Consider the following 21,098-nt stretch of genomic DNA (forward strand, 5'->3'; position numbering starts at 1 on the left):
GACTCTAAACAAATGGAATGGTGATGATAAAATTTATATTGATATTTCAAGAATCATTAAAATCTGTTCTGTCTTATAGACTCAGAAGTTTTTTATCCATTTTAAGTATTGCTCTGGGAATAATAGGTGTCACTCTGGTTGTTGGTGCGGTTAATGGAGCTTATCAGAAGGCCGGTCAGATTCTTTCGATGTTTGGACCTGATTCTGTACTGGTTTTTGGTGGTACCCAGAAGAATCAGGCTACTGGTTTTAGAACTAAAACACTTACTTTCGAGGATCTTTATGCCATAAGGGATGCATTTCCCACTGCATACATCCTGGTACCTATGAGTGCCAGAGGGGATATCAAAGTAAGTTACAAAGGTAACTATGTTAAAACATTTGTCGTTGGCTCCACTGAGGGTTATAGTAAATCATGGACATGGGATATCTATGAAGGTTCAGATTTTTCAAAAGAGGACGTGGATAAAGCCGTAAGAAAATGTTTGCTGGGTAGTTATGTAAAAGATCAACTTTTTCTCAATGAGGATCCTATAGGAAAGTATATCTACGTGAATAATTTTGCCTGTCAGGTAAGTGGTGTTTTGGAAGAAAGGGGAATATCCAACTTTGGTGTAAATATAAATGACAGGGTTATAATTCCAATAACTGTTTTGAGTAAGTTTATAACAGGTGATTACAAGTATATTACAGCCATGAGAATCAGATTTGAGGATGTGGAAAATCTTAATAACAGGATAGAAGAGCTCAGACAATTTCTCAGATACAGACACAATCTTGGGGATGGAAAGGATGATGACTTTACAATAGTGGGGCCTGGGGATATCCTGAAGTTTTTTGTCGCTATTGGAGGTGCCCTGATAGCTTTTTTAACGATAATCACTTTGATTACTGTCTCTGTCGGGGGATTTGTTATGGCTAATCTTTTTCTTATCTCTGTTACCGAAAGAACTAAAGAGATAGGAATTAGACGGGCTCTTGGGGCTACAAAAAGGGACATCTTTTTGCAGTTTATATTTGAATTTTTCATCATTACTCTATTGGGGGCTATAGTTGGTTTTTTCCTCGGATCAGCTATGGCAAAAATTATATCGAGTTTTAAGGTATTTGAAGTGGTTATATCTTTAAACATATTCTTCATATCAATAATTATTTCCGGTGCTTTAGCTTTGATATTCGGGGTGGCTCCTGCAAAAAAAGCGTCGGAGATTAACCCTATAACTGCCATCAGGAGTTGAAGTTTGAAAAAGTTTATAATTTATCTTAGAATTGTTCATGGTGTGTTTAGTGCTTTTAAAGTAAGAACTGCCCTTGCTATATTTGGAGTTTTACTTGGTGCTCTCTCCCTTGTACTCGTCAACAATATATCTCAGTCTTTAAAGACAAAGGTGGAAATTGAGGTGAATAAGTTTGGGGAAAATACTATTACTGTAGCCTCTGGCAAACTTTCAAGACATGGTAAGGGTGGATTTTTTGAAAAGGCAAAAACGATGAAATTAAAAGATGTTGAAATGATTAAGAATAATGTGCATGGTGTCAAGATGGTTTCTCCATTTATTAAAAGGGGTGGTGTTTTGAGGTATGAATTTAATAATATCTCTTCAAATATATTGGGTGTCTATGATAATTACTTTTCATTAAAAAAATTATCCGTTTCTGATGGGTCGATTTTTGGCATTGAGAATGTAAATAATAATGATCGTGTATGTGTGTTGGGTAGTGAAGTGAAAGAGAAACTGTTTGGTAAGGATAACGCTGTGGGGAAAACAGTGTTGATTTATAGGGCACCTTTTATTGTGGTGGGTGTTCTGGAACAGAAAGGTTCAGATCTAAACGGCACAAATCTTGACGATATGGTTTACATCCCCTTGACGACATTCATGAGACGGGCAACTAACGTGGATTACATTGATGGGATGGAGGTCGTAATCGATAGCTGGGATAATTTTGAAATGATAAAGAATAATATCACTAAAATTTTGAGGGATAATCATAAGCTTTATGGAGATGCAAAAGATGATTTTACTATTATAAACCCTGTGGATGCGTTAAAGATACAGAATGAAACTGTTGGAATTGTTACATTTCTTGGTATCATCACGGCGGGTATTTCTTATCTTATAGGTGGGCTTGGGATCTTTTCTATAATGATACTCTCTGTAAGTCTTAGAAAAACGGAAGTGGGGATCAGAAGGGCTGTGGGGGCTCGTAAGAGGGATATTTTCCGTCAATTTCTGCTTGAATCAGGGATTGTAGGTCTTGTGGGGAGCAGTATAGGTATTCTATTGGGGATAATCATAAGTTTGATAGTTTTCCGGGTGGCTGATTTGCCAGTGGTGGTATCGATTATTGGGCTTTTAATATCAAGTATTATGTCGTTTTTTGTGGGGATGCTATCCGGTGTTTATCCAGCTTACACAGCCTCAAAGACAGATCCTATAAATGCCCTTAGAACACTGTAGATTCTATTTTACAGGCACCAATAGATTATATCCCTTTTTGGTATATCTGAGAATATCCCCTTAACATCTATTATTACTGGATAATCCATCAGCGATTTGATATTTTCAAACCCAAAATCTATAAACTCTTTATGCTTCACCGCAACGATTACTGCATCATATGGCTTAAACATCTTAAAATCATCAATAAGATCTATATCGTATTCGTCGTTCACTTCTTCGGGATAGGCTTTTGGGTCATAAACGAATGTTTTTGTACCATACTCGTTTAGCTCGTTTATTATATCTATCACCTTCGTATTTCTAATATCGCTGATATTCTCCTTAAAAGTGAGCCCCATAATCAATATTTTTGAATCTTTTACCGTTTTGCCTGCTTTTATGAGTTTTTTTACCGTCTTTTCAGCGATAAACTTCCCCATATTATCGTTTATTCTACGACCGGAAAGAATAACTTCCGGATGATGCCCCAGAGCCTGTGCTTTGAAGGTAAGATAATATGGATCCACTCCTATGCAGTGTCCCCCCACAAGACCAGGTTCGAATCGCAAAAAGTTCCATTTTGTGGCTGCCGCATCCAGAACATCTTTGGTGGAGATACCAATTCTATCAAAGATTAGCGCCAGTTCGTTCATCAATGCGATATTTATATCCCTCTGGGTATTTTCAATGACTTTGGCAGCTTCGGCAACCTTTATGGAAGATGCCCTATGTACACCAGCCGTTATAACTCCACCATAAAGTTCAGATAAGAAGTCCAAGGTTTCTTTAGTATCTCCAGCCACCACTTTTGTTATTTTATCCACTGTATGCAGTTTATCCCCTGGATTGACTCTTTCGGGGGAATATCCGACAAAAAAGTCTTTTTTCCATCTATATCCACTTTCCTTTTCTAAAATTGGGATACATTCCTCTTCCGTAAGACCCGGGTAAACTGTAGATTCATACACCACAATGGCACCTTTTGGCATATAAGTGCCAACTGTAGCTGTGGCAGATTTTACCGGTCTGAGATCCGGAATGTTGTATTCATCCACTGGTGTGGGGACTGTTACGATTATCACTTTAGCTTTTGAGATCGATTCTGGGTTTGAGGTGAAATCTATAGTACACTTTTTAAGTGTTTCGGAGTCCACCTCTTTCGTCCTATCGTATCCTCGTTTTAATTCATCTATCCTGTTTTTGTTGATATCAAAACCTATTACGTTGTATCTTCTATCAAAAACTTCCGCAAGGGGCAAACCTACGTACCCAAGCCCAATAATGGCGATAAAATTAGTGGATCCTTTCAAAAAAGAGTCGATGTTATACATCTTTACCTCACTCATTGAATATTTTTATGATAAATGCTATCAATACTCCAGTTATTATTCCATCCACAAATGCCCAGATAACCCCTTTAATAATACCCTGTACATTATCCGGGTCGAAACCTTTATAGACCATTTTTACCAAATTTACAAAATTTATCAAGATGTTTCTTTTGTAAAGGGAAACGATTATCAAGAATATTACGCAATTTAATATACCAGTCAGGAGAATTAATTTATTATAAAAATTTAGACTCATGGTATTCCTTTAATTTTTTATAATATTTATATGCATCTTCGTTATTGCAACCATGTTTACCCAAAAAGACGTCCTTTTTGTTTTCACCATGAAAATCGCTGCCCATACTGACTAAAAAACCATATCTTTCGGAAATTGAAAGGTATTTTTTTGCATCATTTTCTGAGTGCAGCGAGCAGTAAACTTCCAATGCATCTATCCCCATATCCTTCATTTTAGAAAAAAATCGATCCATATCATCCGTAATGATCGTTATGGGATGGGCAATTATGGATATTCCTCCGGCAGAATTGATCAGAGATATCGATTCTTCAAGGGAAAGTCTACTTTTTGGGACATAAAGAGGTTTCCCTTTGGCCAGATACTTTTCAAAAGCCTCATCGATCGATTTCACAAGACCTTCTTTTACCATAAATTTGGCAATGTGGGGTCTTCCAAGCTCCCCATAATTTTCATCTGATATCTCTTCCAATTTGATCTCTCTGCCTAAAAGTTCTGAGAGATTTTTTATTAGGTTGATATTTCTTTTTCTTCTATAATTTTTGAGTTTGTCCAATGTTTCTATTAGTTTTGCATTTTTATGATCGATAAACAGCCCCACAAGATGAAACGTTCCTTTTTCCCAGTCAACACTTATTTCTACACCTGCTACTTTTTGGACGTTTGAATCAGTATTTATGAAATGATCAATGCCATCAACGGTATCATGATCTGTAATGGACAGAACATCTATACTGTTTTTTTCAGCTAATTTTAAAATCTCCTCGATTGTAAGAGATCCATCTGAATACCTGGAATGACAATGCAAATCCACCATTGTATTTTCTCCTTGATTATAAGAAAATTTTCCATATAATAATGCTATGGGCAATTTACAATTTACACTATATAAAATTTTTGTCAATGTAATTGGGCTTGGTGTTTCTGCATTTATTTTTAGACATGTAAGGGTGGATTCCTTTGCGGCTTTACTTGTGGCAGGATTTGTTTTGACGATAATGAACTTTTTTGTAAAGCCGTTTCTGGTTTTTATAACAATACCGCTTCATGTTTTTACACTTGGACTTTTTTACTTTGTCATAAATGCAATAATCATTCTGCTCGTATCATCTCTAGTGGAGGGTTTCTGGGTGGATGGATTGTGGACGGCCATAGGTGTCAGTCTGGTGGTGAGTATCATAAACCTTTTTTTTGATATGTTTTACGGAAAGCCAAAAGTCAAAATAAGGATTGATAGGTATTGATTATGGCTATTGATTCTAAGGAGATCAAAGATGATCTTGATAAATTTGAAAATCTTATAAAAATGATAAATTTTGATTACGAAAGGTTTTTTGCAAAGTTGCTAAAACATCCACCAATAGTTTATGAAAGGGAAGTCAATAAGTTGATAGCCAAGTATAATTTAAATCAGATTACAAATACTACCTTGAGATTTAGATTTAACAATCTTGTGGCAAGATACCTTACTTTTAGAGATAAATGGAATAAAAAGATGCTTGAATATGAGGGTGTGAAGAAAAGTGCTGCAGATATTCTGAAAACATTTGAAGAAGTCAAAGATACAGATATGGGTGGTCACTTTTTTGCGGAGGAATTGAAAAAGCTTCCGGAAAATATTAATAGGGATAAGATAGAAGCTCTTATCCTATCAAAGATAGACGAATTCAAACAGAAGGGTTATAAAGATATCGACGTTAAAATAGATATAGAAGAGGGTAAACCAAAATTAAGGATAAGGCCTATAAGATGAAATACTACAAGATTCAGTTTTATGATGCCAAAAAAGAGGTTTTTACTCTTAAAGCAAAATCTGTTTTACCCACTTCTTTTCTGGGTCTTATTGAGATTAGCGACATTCTACACAAAGAGGAATCAAGTCTAGTCATAACGCCTGAAGATGATAAAAGTAGGATTGAGTTTAAAAATGTTGTTAAAACTTACATACCTATTGGACATATAATAAGAATAGATGAGATAGATGAAGAAGAGGAAAAGCCTCTTTTGAGAATTGTAAAAGATAGAGATGAATAAGCTTTCAAAATATATATTAGATGAAATCTATCCAATTTTTATCATATCAAACATCTTCTTTGTCTTTATTTTACTTTTTGACAAAGTTGTAGATCTTACTGATCTGGTTTTTTCAAAAAATGTTCCAACAATTATAATTATTGAAACGTTTATATTTTACCTTCCTTCCTTTTTGATGGTTACGATACCCACTTCTGCACTTCTAGCAGTAATGACAGCCCACAATAGGTTATCCGCTGATGCGGAGCTTGTGGTGATGAAATCGTTGGGGCTTTCCCCTGCAAATCTTTTAAAACCAACGATCTATTTTGGGATATTAGCTACATTGCTCGCTTTTTTGACATCATTCTATCTTCTGCCGTATGGGAATAAATATGCTATTTATAATTTGAAGAGAACAGTGGAGTACGTCTCCCTTAAGGATGTGAAGGAGAATGAATTTTACAAGGAGATCCCTTCTATTACGATTTATGTTAAAAAAAAGGTGGATGAACATAGATTTTTGCAGGTTACGCTGATAGATGAAAAAGGTGGAAGTCTCATAACAGCATCAGAGGCGGATGCTTATCAGAAATTTGGGGCGGTGGTATTTGATCTAAAAAATGGATCCATAATTCAGGGTAAAAACGATCGATATGGTAAGATAGAGTTTAAAAGGTTTTACTTTGTTGTGAATGTGGATTCTAACCTGAATAGGGAGATTAAGTCAGAACGATTTATGTTTATGGATGAGCTGATATCCAGGTTGGATGATGGTTATATTTATAAATTTGAATTTTCAAAAAGGGTGGCACTCCCATTTTCTACCTTGATAATGGCGCTACTTGGCTTAAATATGGGTGTATTTTTTCACAGGACAAACAGATCGATAAATTGGATCATAGCTCTGGGAATAATCTTTAGTTACAATGTAATAATGTTTATGTCTGAAAACCTTGCCGGAAAGATTAATCCATATTTTGCTCCATGGATCGCCAACGCTATTTTTGCATTTTTATCATTAATAAGGATTGGCAGGGTGCTCAAATGAATAAATTTCAGATCTATTTTTTAAAGATACTAATTAGAAATTTTATAGTTGTTGAGGCTTTTGTTTACATCATATACATGTTTTTTATGTTTTTCACACAGTCAAAGTATATTGCAAGGTATGGAGCCACTTTTAAGGATATTTTTATTTACGATGTTATGAGATCCCCTGTGTTTATTTCACAAACGTTGCCTGTCAGTTTTATAGTTGCAGTCGTAGTCACATTCATTATTCTTATTAGAACTACTGAAATCACAGCTTACGTGAGCATCGGAGGCAGTCTTTTATCTATCTTAAAGGTACTTGTATTCCTTTCTATCTTTGTTAGTGTGATTATGTTTTTTCTTACTGAGTTTGTAGTTCCAAAGAGTCAGGCAAAAAGTAACGATTACAAGATAAAGTATATTGAAAAAAGGGAAGAGGTTAGGGTGACCACTTTAAATAACTTCTGGATAAAAGATAAAAATAGCTTCATTCAAGTGGGCACAATAGATATAATTAATAAAAAGCTTTTTGATATAAAGTTTATAGATTTAGATGAGAATGGAAAGATTGTAAAAGTAAGATATATAAGTCAGGCTGACTACATAGAAGGTAAAAAATGGTCTATTTTAGACTATAAAGATGTTGATACGACGGATGTCCCAAAAATAGTAAAAGAAGAGAAGAATTTTATCCAAGACAACGATTTTTTCACTAGACTGGTGGATGTGTCTCTTGTCTTTCAACCTAAAGAATTGACTTTTTCTGAGTTAAAAAAGATAGTAAAGTTTTATAAGTCAAAAGGATTAAGCTACTCACTGCACATGTGCTACTATTACAATAAAATAGCCAATATCCTGAATGTCGTATTGCTTGTTATAGTGGTGCTGCCATTTTTAATAGATCTTTCGAGGGGATTTTCTTATATCAGAGCTGCTGGAAATGGTATTGTGATCGTATTTTTGTATTTCATTGCCCAGTCAACATTTTTTTCAATGGGAAAATCTGGTGTAATGCCACCATTTTGGTCTAATTTTCTGGGGTATTTCATTTTTATATCTATAGGGCTTTTTGGGTATTATCGAAAAAGAAAACTTTTTTATGTATAAGTTAAATGGGGTGGTACTCCACCCCATTTGGTATTCAATCCCTCACCACCAGTACAGATTTTTTTGATCTTCTTACCACTTTTTCTGTGGTACTTCCGAAAAATATATCTTCAAATATGGTTTTTGAATGGGATGCTATGACCACTAAATCAATATCATATTCAATTTCAGCTTTTAAAATTTCATTGTATGAAACTCCCTCTTTAATGGCAGTGGTGATTTTTATGTTCGGTTTTGAATATTTAGATATCTGGGTATTTAATTTTTCGTTGATATCTTTCATTGTAGCCTCATTTAGCTCTTTAATCAGTTCCTCTGATAGGTACTGCTCGATTATGGCTACGTCCATCATTTTTACGTGAAGGAGAATGATCTCAGCATTAAAAGCTTCTGCAATATCTACCGCTTTTTTTAAAGCATTATCTGATGCTTCGGAAAAATCTGTTGGCACCAATATCTTTTTCACATTAAACATATCAACCTCCATTGTGTTATTTACAACTCTTAATAATATTATACAAAAAAAAATGAAAATGTGAAGAAAACTTTAATTGGAATTAACTCATTAATTTTTGAAAAAAATGGTTATAACATTGAAATCGGGTGGTACTTTCAATGAACTTTATTTTGTAAATTTTCTGACATAATTAATTCACAATAAAATATATTAGATTTTTTGAATATATGTATATATGTATATATTGATGTATCTTACTGATAATAAATGATTTTATTGGTTGAAATGTCTTGACAGGTAGGATTTTCTCTGGTATTCTGTATACAACTAAAAGAAGGAGGTTTATGTTATGAAGTTTAAAAAAATATTAACTTTATTTATGGCATGTGTTGTGTTAGCTCTATTTGGTTGCGCTGGTGCAGAGAAACAGCAGGTGGCAAAACCGGAAGCTAAGCAAGAGGCCAATCAAGCTGGTGAATCAAAAGGTAAGACTGTCAAGCAGATTGTGGAAGAAGCCAAGTTTCAGATTGTGGACTATGATTATGTAAAAGGGAAGTTAGGGGACAAATTAAGGAAATTTAATCAGGTAGTTGTTATCGATGCAAGGCCTGAGTTAAAGTATGACTCAGGGCACATCCCAAGTGCTATCAATATTCCTGATACTAAATTTGATAAGTTTTATCCACAACTTGAGCAGTTTAAAGTTACAAAAGATACTGAGATTATCGTTTATTGTGCTGGTTATGATTGTATAAAAAGTTATAACGTTGCAAAGCTCTTGAGAGACAAAGGTTATACTAATCTTAAAATATATCTCGCAGGGGATCCAGATTATTCCACTAAATCTTATTTAGAGATAAGCACTTCATATGCCCAAAAACTTAATAAAGAAGGTGTAATTTTTATAGATGCCAGACCTGAAAATGTTTACAAAAAAGGAACGATTCCTGGTTCTATAAATATACCTGATACAAAGTTTTCTATTAATCAGGAGCCTTATCTTAAGCTTCTACCTGCTGATAAAAACACTAAAATGGTTGTATTCTGTGCTGGATATGCTTGTATAAAATCTCATATCGTTGCTGATATTTTATATGACAAAGGATATAAAAATGTAATGGTTTATTCTGCAGGTGAGCCAGAGTGGAAAGAAAAAGGGTTGCCTATTGTAATACCAGGGGAGGAAGCTAATCAGGTGAAGAAAGAAGAAGCTAAACAGGATACTAAAGCTGATACCGGTGCAATTAAACCTGGTAAAGATGAAGGAACAGTGGACAAAGAGTTCTTCAAAACACTTCTATATTCAAGACCCGACAACATAGTGATTATAGATGTAAGAACCCCTGCAGAATTTCAGAATGCCCACGTAAAAGGTGCTATAAATATCCCTGTGGATGATATGTACAAAAAAGGTTGCGATTCTGTTGTTTCAAGATTGCCAAAAGATAAAAATATTATCTTTATGTGTGCGACAGGTGCAAGGGCAGGTGAGATGTGGTTTGGGCTTAAAGATGATTGCAAATATGATATGAAAAATATTTACTTCCTTGATGCAAAAGTAGATTATTCTTCTGGTAATTGTGAAATTAAATAATCTGTATAAAATTCTGCAACGATAGCGGGCTATATGCCCGCTATTTTTTTGAGTATATGATAATCTTTAATTCCTTAATGTCATAATCTTATTCGAATCTTTTACCATTTCCTAATAATTGATAAATTTTAAAAGTCTGAAATAATTTATTAAATTCATCTTTTACCTCATCTTACCACAGGTAATGACTGATCAGTGGGTGGATGTTGGATACTGGGCTTTTTTTAATATCTTTTCTGCAAGGGATGGAACTTCACTGTCCACATAGTTTGCAAGTTCAATTGTTTTTATAAATCCATCTCTGTCTGTGTCTGCCTTGCCTTTACTCCGTTTCCTGCTATAAAGACCATTGCCACATTCTTGATTGTTGTCTTTTTCTGTAACAATTCAAGCCGATCAAGGATATCATCTTTTGTTGGATTCTCATCTGTAAGAAGTTTAACTACTACGTCCTGATAGAGTTTTCCCTTCTGCATCTGCATCGTTTTTACAAAGTCCTCTGCATTCTTGTGGGCAAACTGCAATCTTAAGCTTTCATCTTTATATTTACTCACTCCAATGGCAAGGATAAATAGTTTTGGCTTAACGACAAATTCCTCTGGCAGTTATCCCGCAAGACAGTCAGATAGATTGATAATCGCAATTATAAAGAAAAAAGGATGATTCTTGTAAACCATTTCACTAGAACGTTAGAACGTTGAAACGTTAGAAAGTAGGAACGTAAAACGTGAAACGTGAAAAAGTAAAACGTAGAACATAAAACATTTTCATTTTTTATCGTAATTCTCTTTTTTTCTGGGAGGTTTGCTTATTCCTTTGATTTTGGATCCAGAATATCCCTTAGACCCTCTCCGGTGAGGTTAAACCCAAGAACGGCAAGAAGGATGCATATCCCGGGGAAGAATGACAGCCACCAGGCAAACATGATATTGTCTTTTCCGGATGTGATGATGTTTCCCCATGATGGTGTGGGGGGCTGTACCCCCAGTCCTAAAAAGCTGAGGGCAGATTCTACAAGTATGGAGCTGGCGACACCGAGCGTAGCAGAAACGAGTATTGGGGAGGCAACATTGGGCAATATATGCTTAAAAAGTATCACTCTTTTTTTTAGCCCCGCAACTTTTGCGGCGGTGATATAATCCCGCTCTGTGATACTCATCGTTTCAGCCCTTACCATGCGGGCTACCCCCATCCAGCTTGTTATGCCTATTACGATCATTATATTGTAGATGGATGGTTTTAAAAAAGCAATCACCGCAAGTATCAAAAAAAATGTTGGAAAACAGAGGGCGATGTCCACTATCTTCATCAAAATCAAATCGGTCAAACCTTTAAAATAACCTGAAACTAAACCAATTATCGTCCCTATAAAAACAGATATCCCCACAGATATAAATCCCACAGAGAGGGAGATTCGGGTGCCATATACCACTCTACTGAAGACATCTCTGCCCAGTTCATCCGTACCAAAGAGATTTTTTAAAGATGGTGGGTTTAAGATATTCATGAGATCTATTTCTGACGGGTCATAAGGTGCTATAATAGGGGCAAAAATGGCAACAACTGTGAAAAAGATTATTATCGATATACCGGAGATAAATAGTTTATTTCTTTTTACCATACCTTATCCTTGGATCTGCAATTGCATAGGATATGTCGGCTATTAGATTTCCTAAAAGTGTTAGAAAAGATCCTATTACAAGTATCCCCATTATTACCGGATAATCCCTCATCATTACCGACTGATAGAAGAGCTGCCCCATACCTGGTATAGAAAATACAGACTCAAAAATTACACTTCCGCCAATCAGCCCCGGTATGGATAGACCTAATATGGTAATTACCGGCAAAAGGGCATTTCTTAAAGCGTGTTTGAAAATTACAGTATTTTTACTTAATCCCCTTGCGTAGGCGGCTGTGATGTAATCTTCGTTTATTGCATCCATCATACTGCTTTTTATAAATCTGCTAAATCCAGCTATACTACCAAATACAGATATTCCGACAGGTAGTATAGAATGCCAGATTACATCGTAGATCTTCTCTAAAGTGGAAAAATCTTCAAATTCGTATGATGTAAGTCCAGAGATGGGTAGCCAGCCTTTGATGACTCCAAAATAGTAGGCACAAAGTATCGCCAGCCAGAAGGTGGGAATTGCAAAACCTATGTAAACTATTACGGTAGTTATCCTGTCAAATAATGAGTTCCTGTAGACGGCTGAGAGGACACCAATTGGGATGGAGATGATAATTATAAGTATCATAGATACCAGATTAAGGTATATAGTCACCGGAAGCCTTTCGGCTATTTTACTTAAAACAGGTTTCTGATCAGATGCGAAGGAGTTTCCAAAATCCAATCTTGATAATTTTTTCAACCATATCCAGTATCTTTCTAAAACCGGTTTATCAAGCTGGTACATATTTATAAATTTCTGATAGGCCGTTTCGGATATTTTGGGGTTCATTGATGATAAAAACTGTGCAGGGTTACCCGGTGCCAGGTTAACGACTATGAAGGATATCAGAGTTATACCGATGAGCATCGGTATCATTTCAAATAATCTTTTAACTATATAGGTTAGCATATCTACCTTGTAAGTTTGTATCTTCTCTGGTCTTTTTCCACATACCAGTCGATAAAGTTGTGCATTATACCGGCAGGAGCTTCCTCCACATTTTTAAACCTTTTGTGCAATGCTATGAGTGCTTTTGGGTAAAAGAGGAACGTATATGGCTGATCCTCAGCAAGTATCTGGGATATCTTATGATAAATATCTGATCTTTTTTTTAAGTCAAACTCTATTCTTCCTTGTTCGATCAATTTATCAACCTCTTTGTTCTGATAGCATATAAAATTTAAATTTTTCCCACCACATCTTGAAGAATGCCATACATCATAAGGATCTGGCTCCATTGGGATGGTCCAGCCAAGAATTACCACGTCGAAATTTCTTTTGTCGATATATTCCGTAATAAATGTTGCCCACTCAAGTATCCTTATTTCAGCTTTTATACCGATCTTCTTCCAGGTATGCTGGATAATTTCTGCTATTGAGCTTCTGGTGGTATTCCCTTGATTTGTCGTTATCGTGATTGAAAATGGGACACCATCTTTTTCCAGTATTCCATCCCCATTCTTATCATCAAATCCAGCTTCTTTTAGTAAAAGTTTTGCTTTTTCTAAGTCGTAGTTGTATTTTGTGACGTTGTCGGTATACCAGATTGTTCCGGGCTTAAAAGGGCCATCTGCAGGTACCCCCAGACCAAATAAGACCCCTTTGATAATATCCTCTTTTGGGGTGGCGTAGGATAATGCCTGCCTTACCCTTTTATCCTGAAGAAATTTATGCTTTAAGTTATACCCAATGTATGTATATGAGTTTGACAGGTAGCTATATTTATTGTAATCACTTACAAATCTTGGGTTTGACGTTTGTTTTGCGAATTGCAGAGGGGATAGCCCCATTATGTCTATGTTTTTATTTAACAGTTCTAAAAACATCGTGGATGTGTCCGGGATTATCTTCATCGTATATCTATCCAGATTTGGTCTTCCTTCGTAGTAATTATCGTTGGCTTCCAGTGTAATGGATAGCCCGGATTTCCACTCTTTGAATTTATATGGTCCAGTTCCAATTGGAGAACGCTGAAGTTCAGACTTTGTGATGGTGACACCTTTTAATTTATGGTATGGAAGGATCCCAATTGTCCAGCTGGATAGGGCAGGGGCATAGGCTGTTTTATAGTATACTTTTACTGTGTAATCATCTGGGGTTTCCACTTTGTCTATGATTCTGAAATCAGAGTCGTAGGCGGTGGGGGTGTTGTTATCAACGATCGTTTCATAAGTGAATTTTACATCTTTTGAAGTAAATTCTGTATCGTCGTGCCATTTTACACCTTTTCTCAAATGGAAAGTAATTATCTTCTTATCATCGGAAACTTCCCATTTATATGCTAAATCACCTGTTAGATTGAGATTTTTGTCATATTTTAATAGACCATTGTATATGAGCCCTGCAATGGCGTGGGATGAAGAATCTGTGGCAAGTATCGGTATGAGATTACTGGGCTCTCCTATGCTGCCTTCGATTATTGAATCTCCAAATTTTGCAGAATCGGTTTTTCTTTTGACAGCATCTTCCCTTTCTTTGCCACACCCCGAAATGAGAGTAGATGCCAGCAGTATTAAAATACAAAGTTTTTTAAGCATTTATAAAACCTGAATAAGCTTTATTTACTTTCTGTGGGGACAATCGGCTTATTTTGTGGTATAGTTTTTACAGGAGTATCATGCAATTTATTCACTATTGAGCTACCTGCTTTACCAGATGATGACATTATGGTAAGCATTATGGATGTGGTAAAAAAAAGTATTACAAGAATAGTTGTAATTTTTGTCATTATATTTTCTGGCGTTCCAGGTCCAAACATGTCGGATGAACCTCCACCGAATGCCTCTTTCAAACTTGATCCTTTCCCTGATTGTATGAGTATTGCAAGGATCAATAAAATGGTAAAAAAGATATGAAATCCTAAAACTATTGCATACATTAATACACCTCAAACTTTTAAGTTTTTATCATCCTTTTCATAATATCAACTTTTATAATCAAATGTCAACAAAAAAAGGGATTATGATTCACTAAATGCTTTTAGCAGATCTCCCAACGAAACTATCCCCACAAGCTTACCCCGTTCCAAAACGGGAACTCTGTGTATGTACTTGTAGAGGAAAATTTTCGCCACATCTTTTATGTCTGTATCGGGAGTTACCGTAATGGCTGGCGAAGACATTACAGTTTTGACAGGTGGATCGGTGAGCTCCTTCACATCCACCAGTGGGATTTTGTCGGCATCATTTAAAATATCGGGTAGCCTGTTTAGTAAATCGGTTTCACTGAATACCCCCACCACTTCTTCATTATCATTTAAAACTGGTACTCCGGTGATTTTTTTTTCTCTCAATCTTAATGTTACTTCTCTGATCGATTCATCTTCATGGGCTGTAATAACATTTGTTTTCATAATTTCTTTTACTTTCATCTATCCTCCACTACATTTGCATTGCAATCTCTTTTAATAAATCCCTCAGAATACCACCATCTGCACCTTTCGGTAGCACCCTGACAAATTTTATCTCCTGAGGAAGAACCACTTCACCTAATTCTTCTAATATCGTTTCATGTATTTCATTCATAATCCTTTTATGTAAACTCTCATCAACTTTTCTATGTAGGACGCAAAAAGCCACCATTGTATCCCCTCGTTTTTCATCATTCAGGATAACTATGGCGGATTCTTTCACAAATCTATTTTTGTTTATGGCCTCTTCCACCTGTGAAAGGTTTATCCTTTTACCTGATATATGTATTACATTATCTACCCTTCCTGCAAGATAAAAATTGTTGTATTCGTCAAAATACGCACTATCACCGGTTCTAAAGACATATTTATTGCTGTAATTTTTCCAGAATGTTTTAAAAAATAGATCCTCTTCGTGGCATAGTTTCATACACATGGATGGGATTGGGTATTCAAGCATCAGTAAACCTTTCAAATTTGGGTATTCAATTTTAGATTTTGTTATGCTGTCATAAACACCCAGATGTACACCAGGGAAGGGTACTCCCACAGAGTCTTTTTTGATTTCAGAAAATCCTGGAATCTGGGCTGTTATTGCTCCACCCAACTCTGTAACAGAATAGATATTAAGTATTGGGGTCTTTTTGTTTGCAATCTTTTTATAAGTCCAATCCAGCACCTCTTCTTCAATAGGTTCACCACCAAGAAAAAGTAGTTCAAGAGAGGATGTGGGGGAGTATACTTTCTTTTTCATGTCGGCATTCATCAACGTTTTCATTATTCGGGGGGTGGTATAGCACTTATTTATCTTATACCTTTCTAATATACCGTAAAACCTTTTGGCGTTTTCAAATGTTATATTATCCTCAAACATTACCGTTGTGGAGCCGGTCAATAGTGGGCCATAGACACCGTAAGAATGTCCATTAATCCAGGATATATCGGATGTATTCCAGAAGGTGTCGTTGTCATCAGGATCAAAGAGAACAGTGTAAATAAAATGTGTCCAGGCTAAGTAGCCTCCAATATTGTATACCATCCCTTTTGGTTCATTGAAATGTGTGGAAGTAACCATGATAAAAAGAGGATCATTGCTATCCACGATATTTTTTTCTAAAGAGGATGCATCTTTGAAATCTGTGTCGCTTAAAAGATCGTGGTACCACAAATCTCTGATGGGCTTCATATGCGTTTTTTTGGGTATCCTTTCCACAACAACAACATGTTTTGGTTGGTGGGTTGCTTTTATGAGGGCCTCATCCACTTTAGATTTTATATCTATCTCAGTGCCTGCAAGACTATAGTCAGTTGTAATAATTATTGATGGTTTACAATCATTTATCCTATCTGCAAGGGAATCAGGTGAGTAGGAATAATGATATAACGTGTGCACTGCTCCAATTCTTATGGCTGCGAGCATTGAAATTACAGCTTCTGGAACGTTTGGCAGATATATTAAAATTCCATCGTTCTTCTTAACTCCCAGTTTTTTTAATGCATAGGCAAATTTGAGCATTTCAAAGTGAAGCGATTGGTAGGTGAATATCCTTTCGGTGTAATCAGATCCGCGCCATATAATGGCAGCTTTATTTTTTTTATTTGAATTTAGATGTTTTCCTAAAAGGTTATGGATAGGATCCAATTTACCATTTACGTAAAATGAAAATTTGGGGTTATGTTTTATGTCAAGTATAGTGTTGTATGGGGTCTCCCAGATAAGAAATTTTTCACCTATGTAATCAAAAAGTTTTATGGTATCTAACCTGTAGAGATCTTCTAATATGTTTCTGGTAATTACTTTTCTTATATATTGCTGATTAATTTCATTTATTCTGTCGTATATCATATTGTCTTCCTAAAACACTGTTTTTATATTAGTAGAATATTTTGGGATAAAATTCAAGTGTTTATTTAAAAAGAGTTTATTTTTATAGATTTTTCTACTATAATGCCGATATGAAAGCTTTGAATGTTTTTAAAAGGTTCCTTTTGAATATTGTTCTTACCTTTTTCTATGTAGTTAACAATGATATTCTTATCTTTAATTCCGCAATTACCTATTATGCACTTTTGTCGTTTATCCCTATGTTATTGATGTTTGGATTGGTCTTGAGGAAGGTTTTTCTGTATTTCCCTCAGTCTGTTCAGTATTTTGAAGAGATGATGGTATCTGTAAATATTGAAATCTTAGAAAATGTCAATATAGTAGGGTTAATAAAGGATTCTAATGTTTCAGGATTTGGTATATTTGGTACTCTTTCGATCTTTTTGACGTCAACGATCTTTTTGAGGTCCATAAATCGCGTTTTCAAAAAAATATTTAGAATTAAGTCTGTGAAAGAAACGATTTTGCATAGTTTAATGCCATTTTTCGTTTATTTTTTATTTTTAGTGATTATAATCATTCTTTTATTGTCGAAAGCAGCTCTATTTTTTTTGGAAAACTTTTTGGTTTTTTATGTTGATATTGATCTTTCTTATCCAATTTTGATTCTTGAGAAATTTTCTTTTTTGCCTTTAGTGTTTTTTCTCGCATTGCTTTCGATCTCCTATCATTTTTTGTCATTGGGAAGGTTAAGCTGGATAGATTCCATAAAAATATCTCTCCTTTTCGGGTTTACAATTTATTGTTTTAATATTGCATTTAAGTATTTTTACAACATTTCTTTTTATAATGCAGTTTATGGCACATTAAGTTCCTTAATCATCACACTTGCTTATGTTTATATCTTTTTTCTTACATTTCTTTTCTGGTCTCAATATGGTTTTGTGAAAAATAATTATAAAGGTGTTTTAATCAGGATTTTATTCGAGAGTGCATTTAATAATCCAAAATCTATTTTAGTGAAGTTTTTCTCCATGATACTAAAAAATAGAGTTTTTCACGGCAAATCTGTTACGGTAGAAATATTAAAAACTGATTATGATTATGCCATCTTATTGGATGGAACACTTGAATTGGTTAACGATAATGGTTTGTCTATATATCTTTCAAAATATGATTTTTTTAAGGTTAGCGATATATCTGAAAATGTAAATTTTATACCTTCTGATGATTGTATTATTTTAGTTTTCGATCAGGAAGAAAAACTTTTTTTAGAAAATGATTTTTCCGTTGCATCGGCTATTTTTAAATCAAGTGAAAAGTTGCTCATATTTTAACAGGATAACAGTTTTTTAATATCAATTGCGTTAAAAAAAAATTCAACTTCACTTGACATTATTTTATTATGAATATAAAAGATATATTTAAAATTATCTGGAGATGGTTTATGTCAAATAGACGTGTTAATGTGGGTATTGTAGGTTATGGAACCGTTGGAAAAGGGACGGTTAATGTTCTTATAGATAATGCCAATGTTATAAAAGAGAAAACTGGAATCGATATCTTTGTGAAATCAGTGGCAGACTTGAAGATCAATGAATTTGACGACCAATTCTTGAGGCAGGTTCCAAATAAATACACCGATGCCAATATGATAATTAATGATCCATATATCGATATAGTTGTGGAGCTCATAGGTGGTTATAATGCTGCCAAAAAGGTTATACTTGATGCGATTGAAAAACAGAAACATGTTGTGACTGCAAACAAAGCCCTTCTGGCGGTTTACGGTACAGAGATTTTCAAAAAAGCTGAAGAGAAATCTGTTCAACTCGGTTTTGAAGGTAGCGTTGGTGGTGGAATCCCTATCATAAAGGTTTTAAAAGAGGATCTGGCGGCTAATAACGTAAAGGAGATTTATGGTATAATAAACGGTACCGCCAACTATATACTTACAAGAATGGAGAAAGAGGGTAAGGAGTTTGATGAGGTTTTAAAGGATGCCCAGAGACTCGGATATGCTGAAGCTGACCCTACTTTTGACATTGAGGGGATCGATACCGCCCACAAAATCACAATTTTATCATCCATTGCCTTTAATACCATAATACCTTTTGATAAGGTTTTTGTGGAGGGGATTTCAAGTATAAAACAGGTGGATATCGATTTTGCAAAAAAGTTAAACTGTAAGATTAAACTTTTAGCAATAGCTAAAAAGCATGAAAACGACATTGAAGTGAGAGTTCACCCAACGATGATACCCGAAAGGTATATCCTTTCAAAGGTTGAAAATGTCTTTAACGCCATTTATCTTGTTTCTGATAAATTGGATAGAACTATACATTATGGTAGAGGAGCAGGTGGTTTGCCAACAGGTAGTGCGGTGGCGGGGGATATTATATCTATAGCAAGAGATATTGTTTGTGGTTGTCAGAAAAGGGTTCCGGTGCTTGGTTTTACGAAAGAGTACAGGTCATATTTCCCTGTAAAAAATATTGATGACATCAGGTCATCTTTTTATCTAAGATTTATGGCTCTGGATAAGCCTGGTGTATTATCGAAAATTGCGGGGGTTCTTGGTAAATACAACATAAGCATCAGTGCTGCCATACAGCCGGGTGACTATTCTCCTGGTGATGTAGTTCCGCTTGTTTTTATGACTCATGAGACTATTGGACGGTATGTATCAGATGCCGTAAGAGAGATAGATTCTATGGATTATGTGAAAAGTAAGACCGTTGTAATACGGGTAGAAGGGGCTCATAGGAGTTGATATGAAATATTTTGTGCTTTTGTGTGATGGAATGAGTGATTATGAAATACCAGAGTTAGGTAATAAAACAATACTTGAGTTTGCCAATACATCAAATTTTGATCTTATTGCTAAAGATGGATGTTGTGGTTTTATAAAGACCACTCCTGATGGAATGTATCCAGGAAGTGATATATGCAATTTATCAGTTTTTGGGTATAATCCTGCAGAGGTTTACACCGGGAGAAGTCCAATAGAGGCAGCAAGTATCGGGGTGGAGCTTGGAGAAAATGATTTTGCCTTCAGGTGTAATCTCATTACCCTATCTGATGATGGGAAGGTCATGGAAGATTTTACCGCCCATCACATAGATAACGATACCGCAAGAGGTATCATCGATAAATTACAGGAAGAATTCAAAGATAAAGCCATAGAGTTTTATGCCGGGGTAGGATATAGAAATCTTATGGTGATTAGAAATGCCGATTTTAGAGTAAAAACTACACCACCCCATGATATAATTGGAAAAGAGATTGACGATTACCTGCCCAGAGGTGAGGGGGCTGATATTCTGTTGGATATTATGGAAAAGGGAGCTGAGGTCGTAAAATCGGTTAAAAGTTCCGCCAATGCCATATGGCTTTGGGGGGAAGGGAAGAAACCATCTTTGAAGAGTTTTAAATCTGTATACGGACTTGATGGGGCTGTTATCTCTGCGGTTGACCTTGTAAGGGGAATTGGTAAGCTTGCGGGGATGAAGGTGATAGATGTACCCGGAGCTACTGGCTTTATAGACACAAACTATGAGGGTAAAGCTCAGTATGCAATAGAAGCTTTGAAACAGTGTGATTACGTATTTGTACATGTGGAGGCACCGGATGAGTCCGGCCACATGGGGAGAGTAGATCTAAAAATAAGATCTGTGGAAGATATAAATAATAGGATGTTGCCTATCATAATGGAAGGGTTAAAAGCTTTTGGTGAATATAGAATACTTATTACGCCGGATCACCCAACACCGATCTCCCTTAGAACACATGCGGCAGAGCTTGTGCCAGCAATTATAGCTGGAACCGGGGTGATATCGGATGGAAATATTTGTTATAATGAAAAATTGAATCCATCTTTTGTGATAAATGAAGGTTATAAGATAGCAGAATATTTTATAAAGAGCAGGTCTATTGGATAAGGAGGCT

Annotated in this window: 22 protein-coding genes; 11 read left to right on the top strand and 11 right to left on the bottom strand. The window is 35.4% G+C overall.

The features are described from left to right. The first annotated feature begins 17 nt into the window (after positions 1–17). Positions 18–1,238 (top strand): ABC transporter permease, encoded by a 1,221-nt coding sequence (locus ACP5Q2_RS06120; RefSeq protein WP_428098257.1) that lies wholly within the window; start codon positions 18–20, stop codon positions 1,236–1,238. A 3-nt stretch (positions 1,239–1,241) separates the two neighbouring features. Beyond that, entirely contained in the window at positions 1,242–2,462 is a 1,221-nt protein-coding gene (locus ACP5Q2_RS06125) for an ABC transporter permease (protein ID WP_428098260.1), read from the top strand. 8 nt (positions 2,463–2,470) lie between these two features. Here ACP5Q2_RS06125 and ACP5Q2_RS06130 read toward each other — a convergent pair whose 3' ends face one another. The 3 genes from ACP5Q2_RS06130 to ACP5Q2_RS06140 all read right to left on the bottom strand — a co-directional run bounded on the left by ACP5Q2_RS06130 (position 2,471) and on the right by ACP5Q2_RS06140 (position 4,848). After that, entirely contained in the window at positions 2,471–3,775 is a 1,305-nt protein-coding gene (locus tag ACP5Q2_RS06130; protein WP_428098344.1) for a nucleotide sugar dehydrogenase, read from the bottom strand. A gap of 7 nt (positions 3,776–3,782) precedes the next feature. Next, positions 3,783–3,917: a hypothetical protein gene (locus ACP5Q2_RS06135; protein ID WP_424605464.1), complete on the bottom strand. Its 135-nt coding sequence runs from the start codon at positions 3,915–3,917 to the stop codon at positions 3,783–3,785. 94 nt (positions 3,918–4,011) lie between these two features. Continuing rightward, on the bottom strand, positions 4,012–4,848 hold the full coding sequence (locus ACP5Q2_RS06140) for a PHP domain-containing protein (protein ID WP_428098263.1): 837 nt from the start codon (positions 4,846–4,848) through the stop codon (positions 4,012–4,014). A 46-nt stretch (positions 4,849–4,894) separates the two neighbouring features. Here ACP5Q2_RS06140 and ACP5Q2_RS06145 point away from each other — a divergent pair, with 46 nt between their 5' ends. Genes ACP5Q2_RS06145 through ACP5Q2_RS06165 form a run of 5 tightly spaced genes read left to right on the top strand, consistent with a single transcriptional unit; the run spans position 4,895 to position 8,186 of the window. After that, complete coding sequence (locus tag ACP5Q2_RS06145; protein WP_424605466.1) at positions 4,895–5,275, top strand: phage holin family protein; 381 nt, start codon at positions 4,895–4,897, stop codon at positions 5,273–5,275. A 2-nt stretch (positions 5,276–5,277) separates the two neighbouring features. Further along, positions 5,278–5,784, top strand: a complete 507-nt coding sequence (locus ACP5Q2_RS06150) for a hypothetical protein (protein WP_428098266.1) — start codon at positions 5,278–5,280, stop codon at positions 5,782–5,784. Beyond that, the gene (locus ACP5Q2_RS06155; RefSeq protein WP_424605468.1) at positions 5,781–6,065 is read left to right on the top strand and encodes a DUF1820 family protein; all 285 of its coding nucleotides are present in this window, start codon (positions 5,781–5,783) and stop codon (positions 6,063–6,065) included. The genes ACP5Q2_RS06150 and ACP5Q2_RS06155 overlap by 4 nt, the downstream gene beginning before the upstream one ends. Then, a complete protein-coding gene (locus ACP5Q2_RS06160; protein WP_428098270.1) occupies positions 6,058–7,095 on the top strand; it encodes an LptF/LptG family permease in 1,038 nt (345 codons plus the stop codon). Before ACP5Q2_RS06155 ends, ACP5Q2_RS06160 begins: the two co-directional genes overlap by 8 nt. Further along, positions 7,092–8,186, top strand: a complete 1,095-nt coding sequence (locus tag ACP5Q2_RS06165; RefSeq protein ID WP_424605470.1) for an LptF/LptG family permease — start codon at positions 7,092–7,094, stop codon at positions 8,184–8,186. The genes ACP5Q2_RS06160 and ACP5Q2_RS06165 overlap by 4 nt, the downstream gene beginning before the upstream one ends. Before the next feature lie 34 nt (positions 8,187–8,220). Here the strand turns inward: ACP5Q2_RS06165 and ACP5Q2_RS06170 are convergent, their stop codons facing one another. Next, positions 8,221–8,661 carry a universal stress protein gene (locus ACP5Q2_RS06170; protein WP_428098273.1) on the bottom strand — a complete coding sequence of 147 codons (441 nt, stop codon included), beginning with the start codon at positions 8,659–8,661 and terminating at the stop codon, positions 8,221–8,223. 331 nt (positions 8,662–8,992) lie between these two features. On the opposite strand from ACP5Q2_RS06170, the gene ACP5Q2_RS06175 reads away from it, so the two are divergent. Beyond that, complete coding sequence (locus tag ACP5Q2_RS06175) at positions 8,993–10,237, top strand: rhodanese-like domain-containing protein (protein ID WP_428098276.1); 1,245 nt, start codon at positions 8,993–8,995, stop codon at positions 10,235–10,237. A gap of 287 nt (positions 10,238–10,524) precedes the next feature. On the opposite strand, the gene ACP5Q2_RS06180 is transcribed toward ACP5Q2_RS06175, so the two are convergent. The 7 genes from ACP5Q2_RS06180 to ACP5Q2_RS06210 all read right to left on the bottom strand — a co-directional run bounded on the left by ACP5Q2_RS06180 (position 10,525) and on the right by ACP5Q2_RS06210 (position 17,171). Continuing rightward, positions 10,525–10,791: a hypothetical protein gene (locus ACP5Q2_RS06180; RefSeq protein WP_428098279.1), complete on the bottom strand. Its 267-nt coding sequence runs from the start codon at positions 10,789–10,791 to the stop codon at positions 10,525–10,527. A gap of 254 nt (positions 10,792–11,045) precedes the next feature. Then, positions 11,046–11,858: an ABC transporter permease gene (locus ACP5Q2_RS06185; RefSeq protein ID WP_424605474.1), complete on the bottom strand. Its 813-nt coding sequence runs from the start codon at positions 11,856–11,858 to the stop codon at positions 11,046–11,048. Further along, the gene (locus tag ACP5Q2_RS06190) at positions 11,842–12,825 is read right to left on the bottom strand and encodes an ABC transporter permease (RefSeq protein WP_428098282.1); all 984 of its coding nucleotides are present in this window, start codon (positions 12,823–12,825) and stop codon (positions 11,842–11,844) included. The genes ACP5Q2_RS06185 and ACP5Q2_RS06190 overlap by 17 nt, the downstream gene beginning before the upstream one ends. A gap of 2 nt (positions 12,826–12,827) precedes the next feature. Next, the gene (locus ACP5Q2_RS06195) at positions 12,828–14,453 is read right to left on the bottom strand and encodes a peptide-binding protein (RefSeq protein WP_428098285.1); all 1,626 of its coding nucleotides are present in this window, start codon (positions 14,451–14,453) and stop codon (positions 12,828–12,830) included. A 20-nt stretch (positions 14,454–14,473) separates the two neighbouring features. After that, positions 14,474–14,794: a preprotein translocase subunit SecG gene (secG, locus tag ACP5Q2_RS06200; RefSeq protein WP_424605477.1), complete on the bottom strand. Its 321-nt coding sequence runs from the start codon at positions 14,792–14,794 to the stop codon at positions 14,474–14,476. Positions 14,795–14,875: 81 nt separating this feature from the next. Continuing rightward, positions 14,876–15,286, bottom strand: a complete 411-nt coding sequence (locus ACP5Q2_RS06205; RefSeq protein ID WP_424605478.1) for a CBS domain-containing protein — start codon at positions 15,284–15,286, stop codon at positions 14,876–14,878. A gap of 10 nt (positions 15,287–15,296) precedes the next feature. Continuing rightward, complete coding sequence (locus ACP5Q2_RS06210; protein ID WP_428098289.1) at positions 15,297–17,171, bottom strand: AMP-binding protein; 1,875 nt, start codon at positions 17,169–17,171, stop codon at positions 15,297–15,299. Positions 17,172–17,281: 110 nt separating this feature from the next. Between ACP5Q2_RS06210 and ACP5Q2_RS06215 the strand changes: the two genes are divergently transcribed. The 3 genes from ACP5Q2_RS06215 to ACP5Q2_RS06225 all read left to right on the top strand — a co-directional run bounded on the left by ACP5Q2_RS06215 (position 17,282) and on the right by ACP5Q2_RS06225 (position 21,091). Further along, positions 17,282–18,487 carry a YihY/virulence factor BrkB family protein gene (locus tag ACP5Q2_RS06215; protein WP_424605480.1) on the top strand — a complete coding sequence of 402 codons (1,206 nt, stop codon included), beginning with the start codon at positions 17,282–17,284 and terminating at the stop codon, positions 18,485–18,487. 68 nt (positions 18,488–18,555) lie between these two features. Continuing rightward, positions 18,556–19,923, top strand: coding sequence for a homoserine dehydrogenase (locus ACP5Q2_RS06220; protein ID WP_424605481.1), 1,368 nt, complete (start codon positions 18,556–18,558; stop codon positions 19,921–19,923). Between the two features lies 1 nt (position 19,924). Continuing rightward, the gene (locus tag ACP5Q2_RS06225; protein WP_424605482.1) at positions 19,925–21,091 is read left to right on the top strand and encodes a cofactor-independent phosphoglycerate mutase; all 1,167 of its coding nucleotides are present in this window, start codon (positions 19,925–19,927) and stop codon (positions 21,089–21,091) included. Positions 21,092–21,098: the final 7 nt, after the last annotated feature.

The organism is Calditerrivibrio sp. (genome assembly GCF_049968475.1).
Taxonomy (GTDB): Bacteria; Chrysiogenota; Deferribacteres; order Deferribacterales; family Calditerrivibrionaceae; genus Calditerrivibrio; species Calditerrivibrio nitroreducens_A.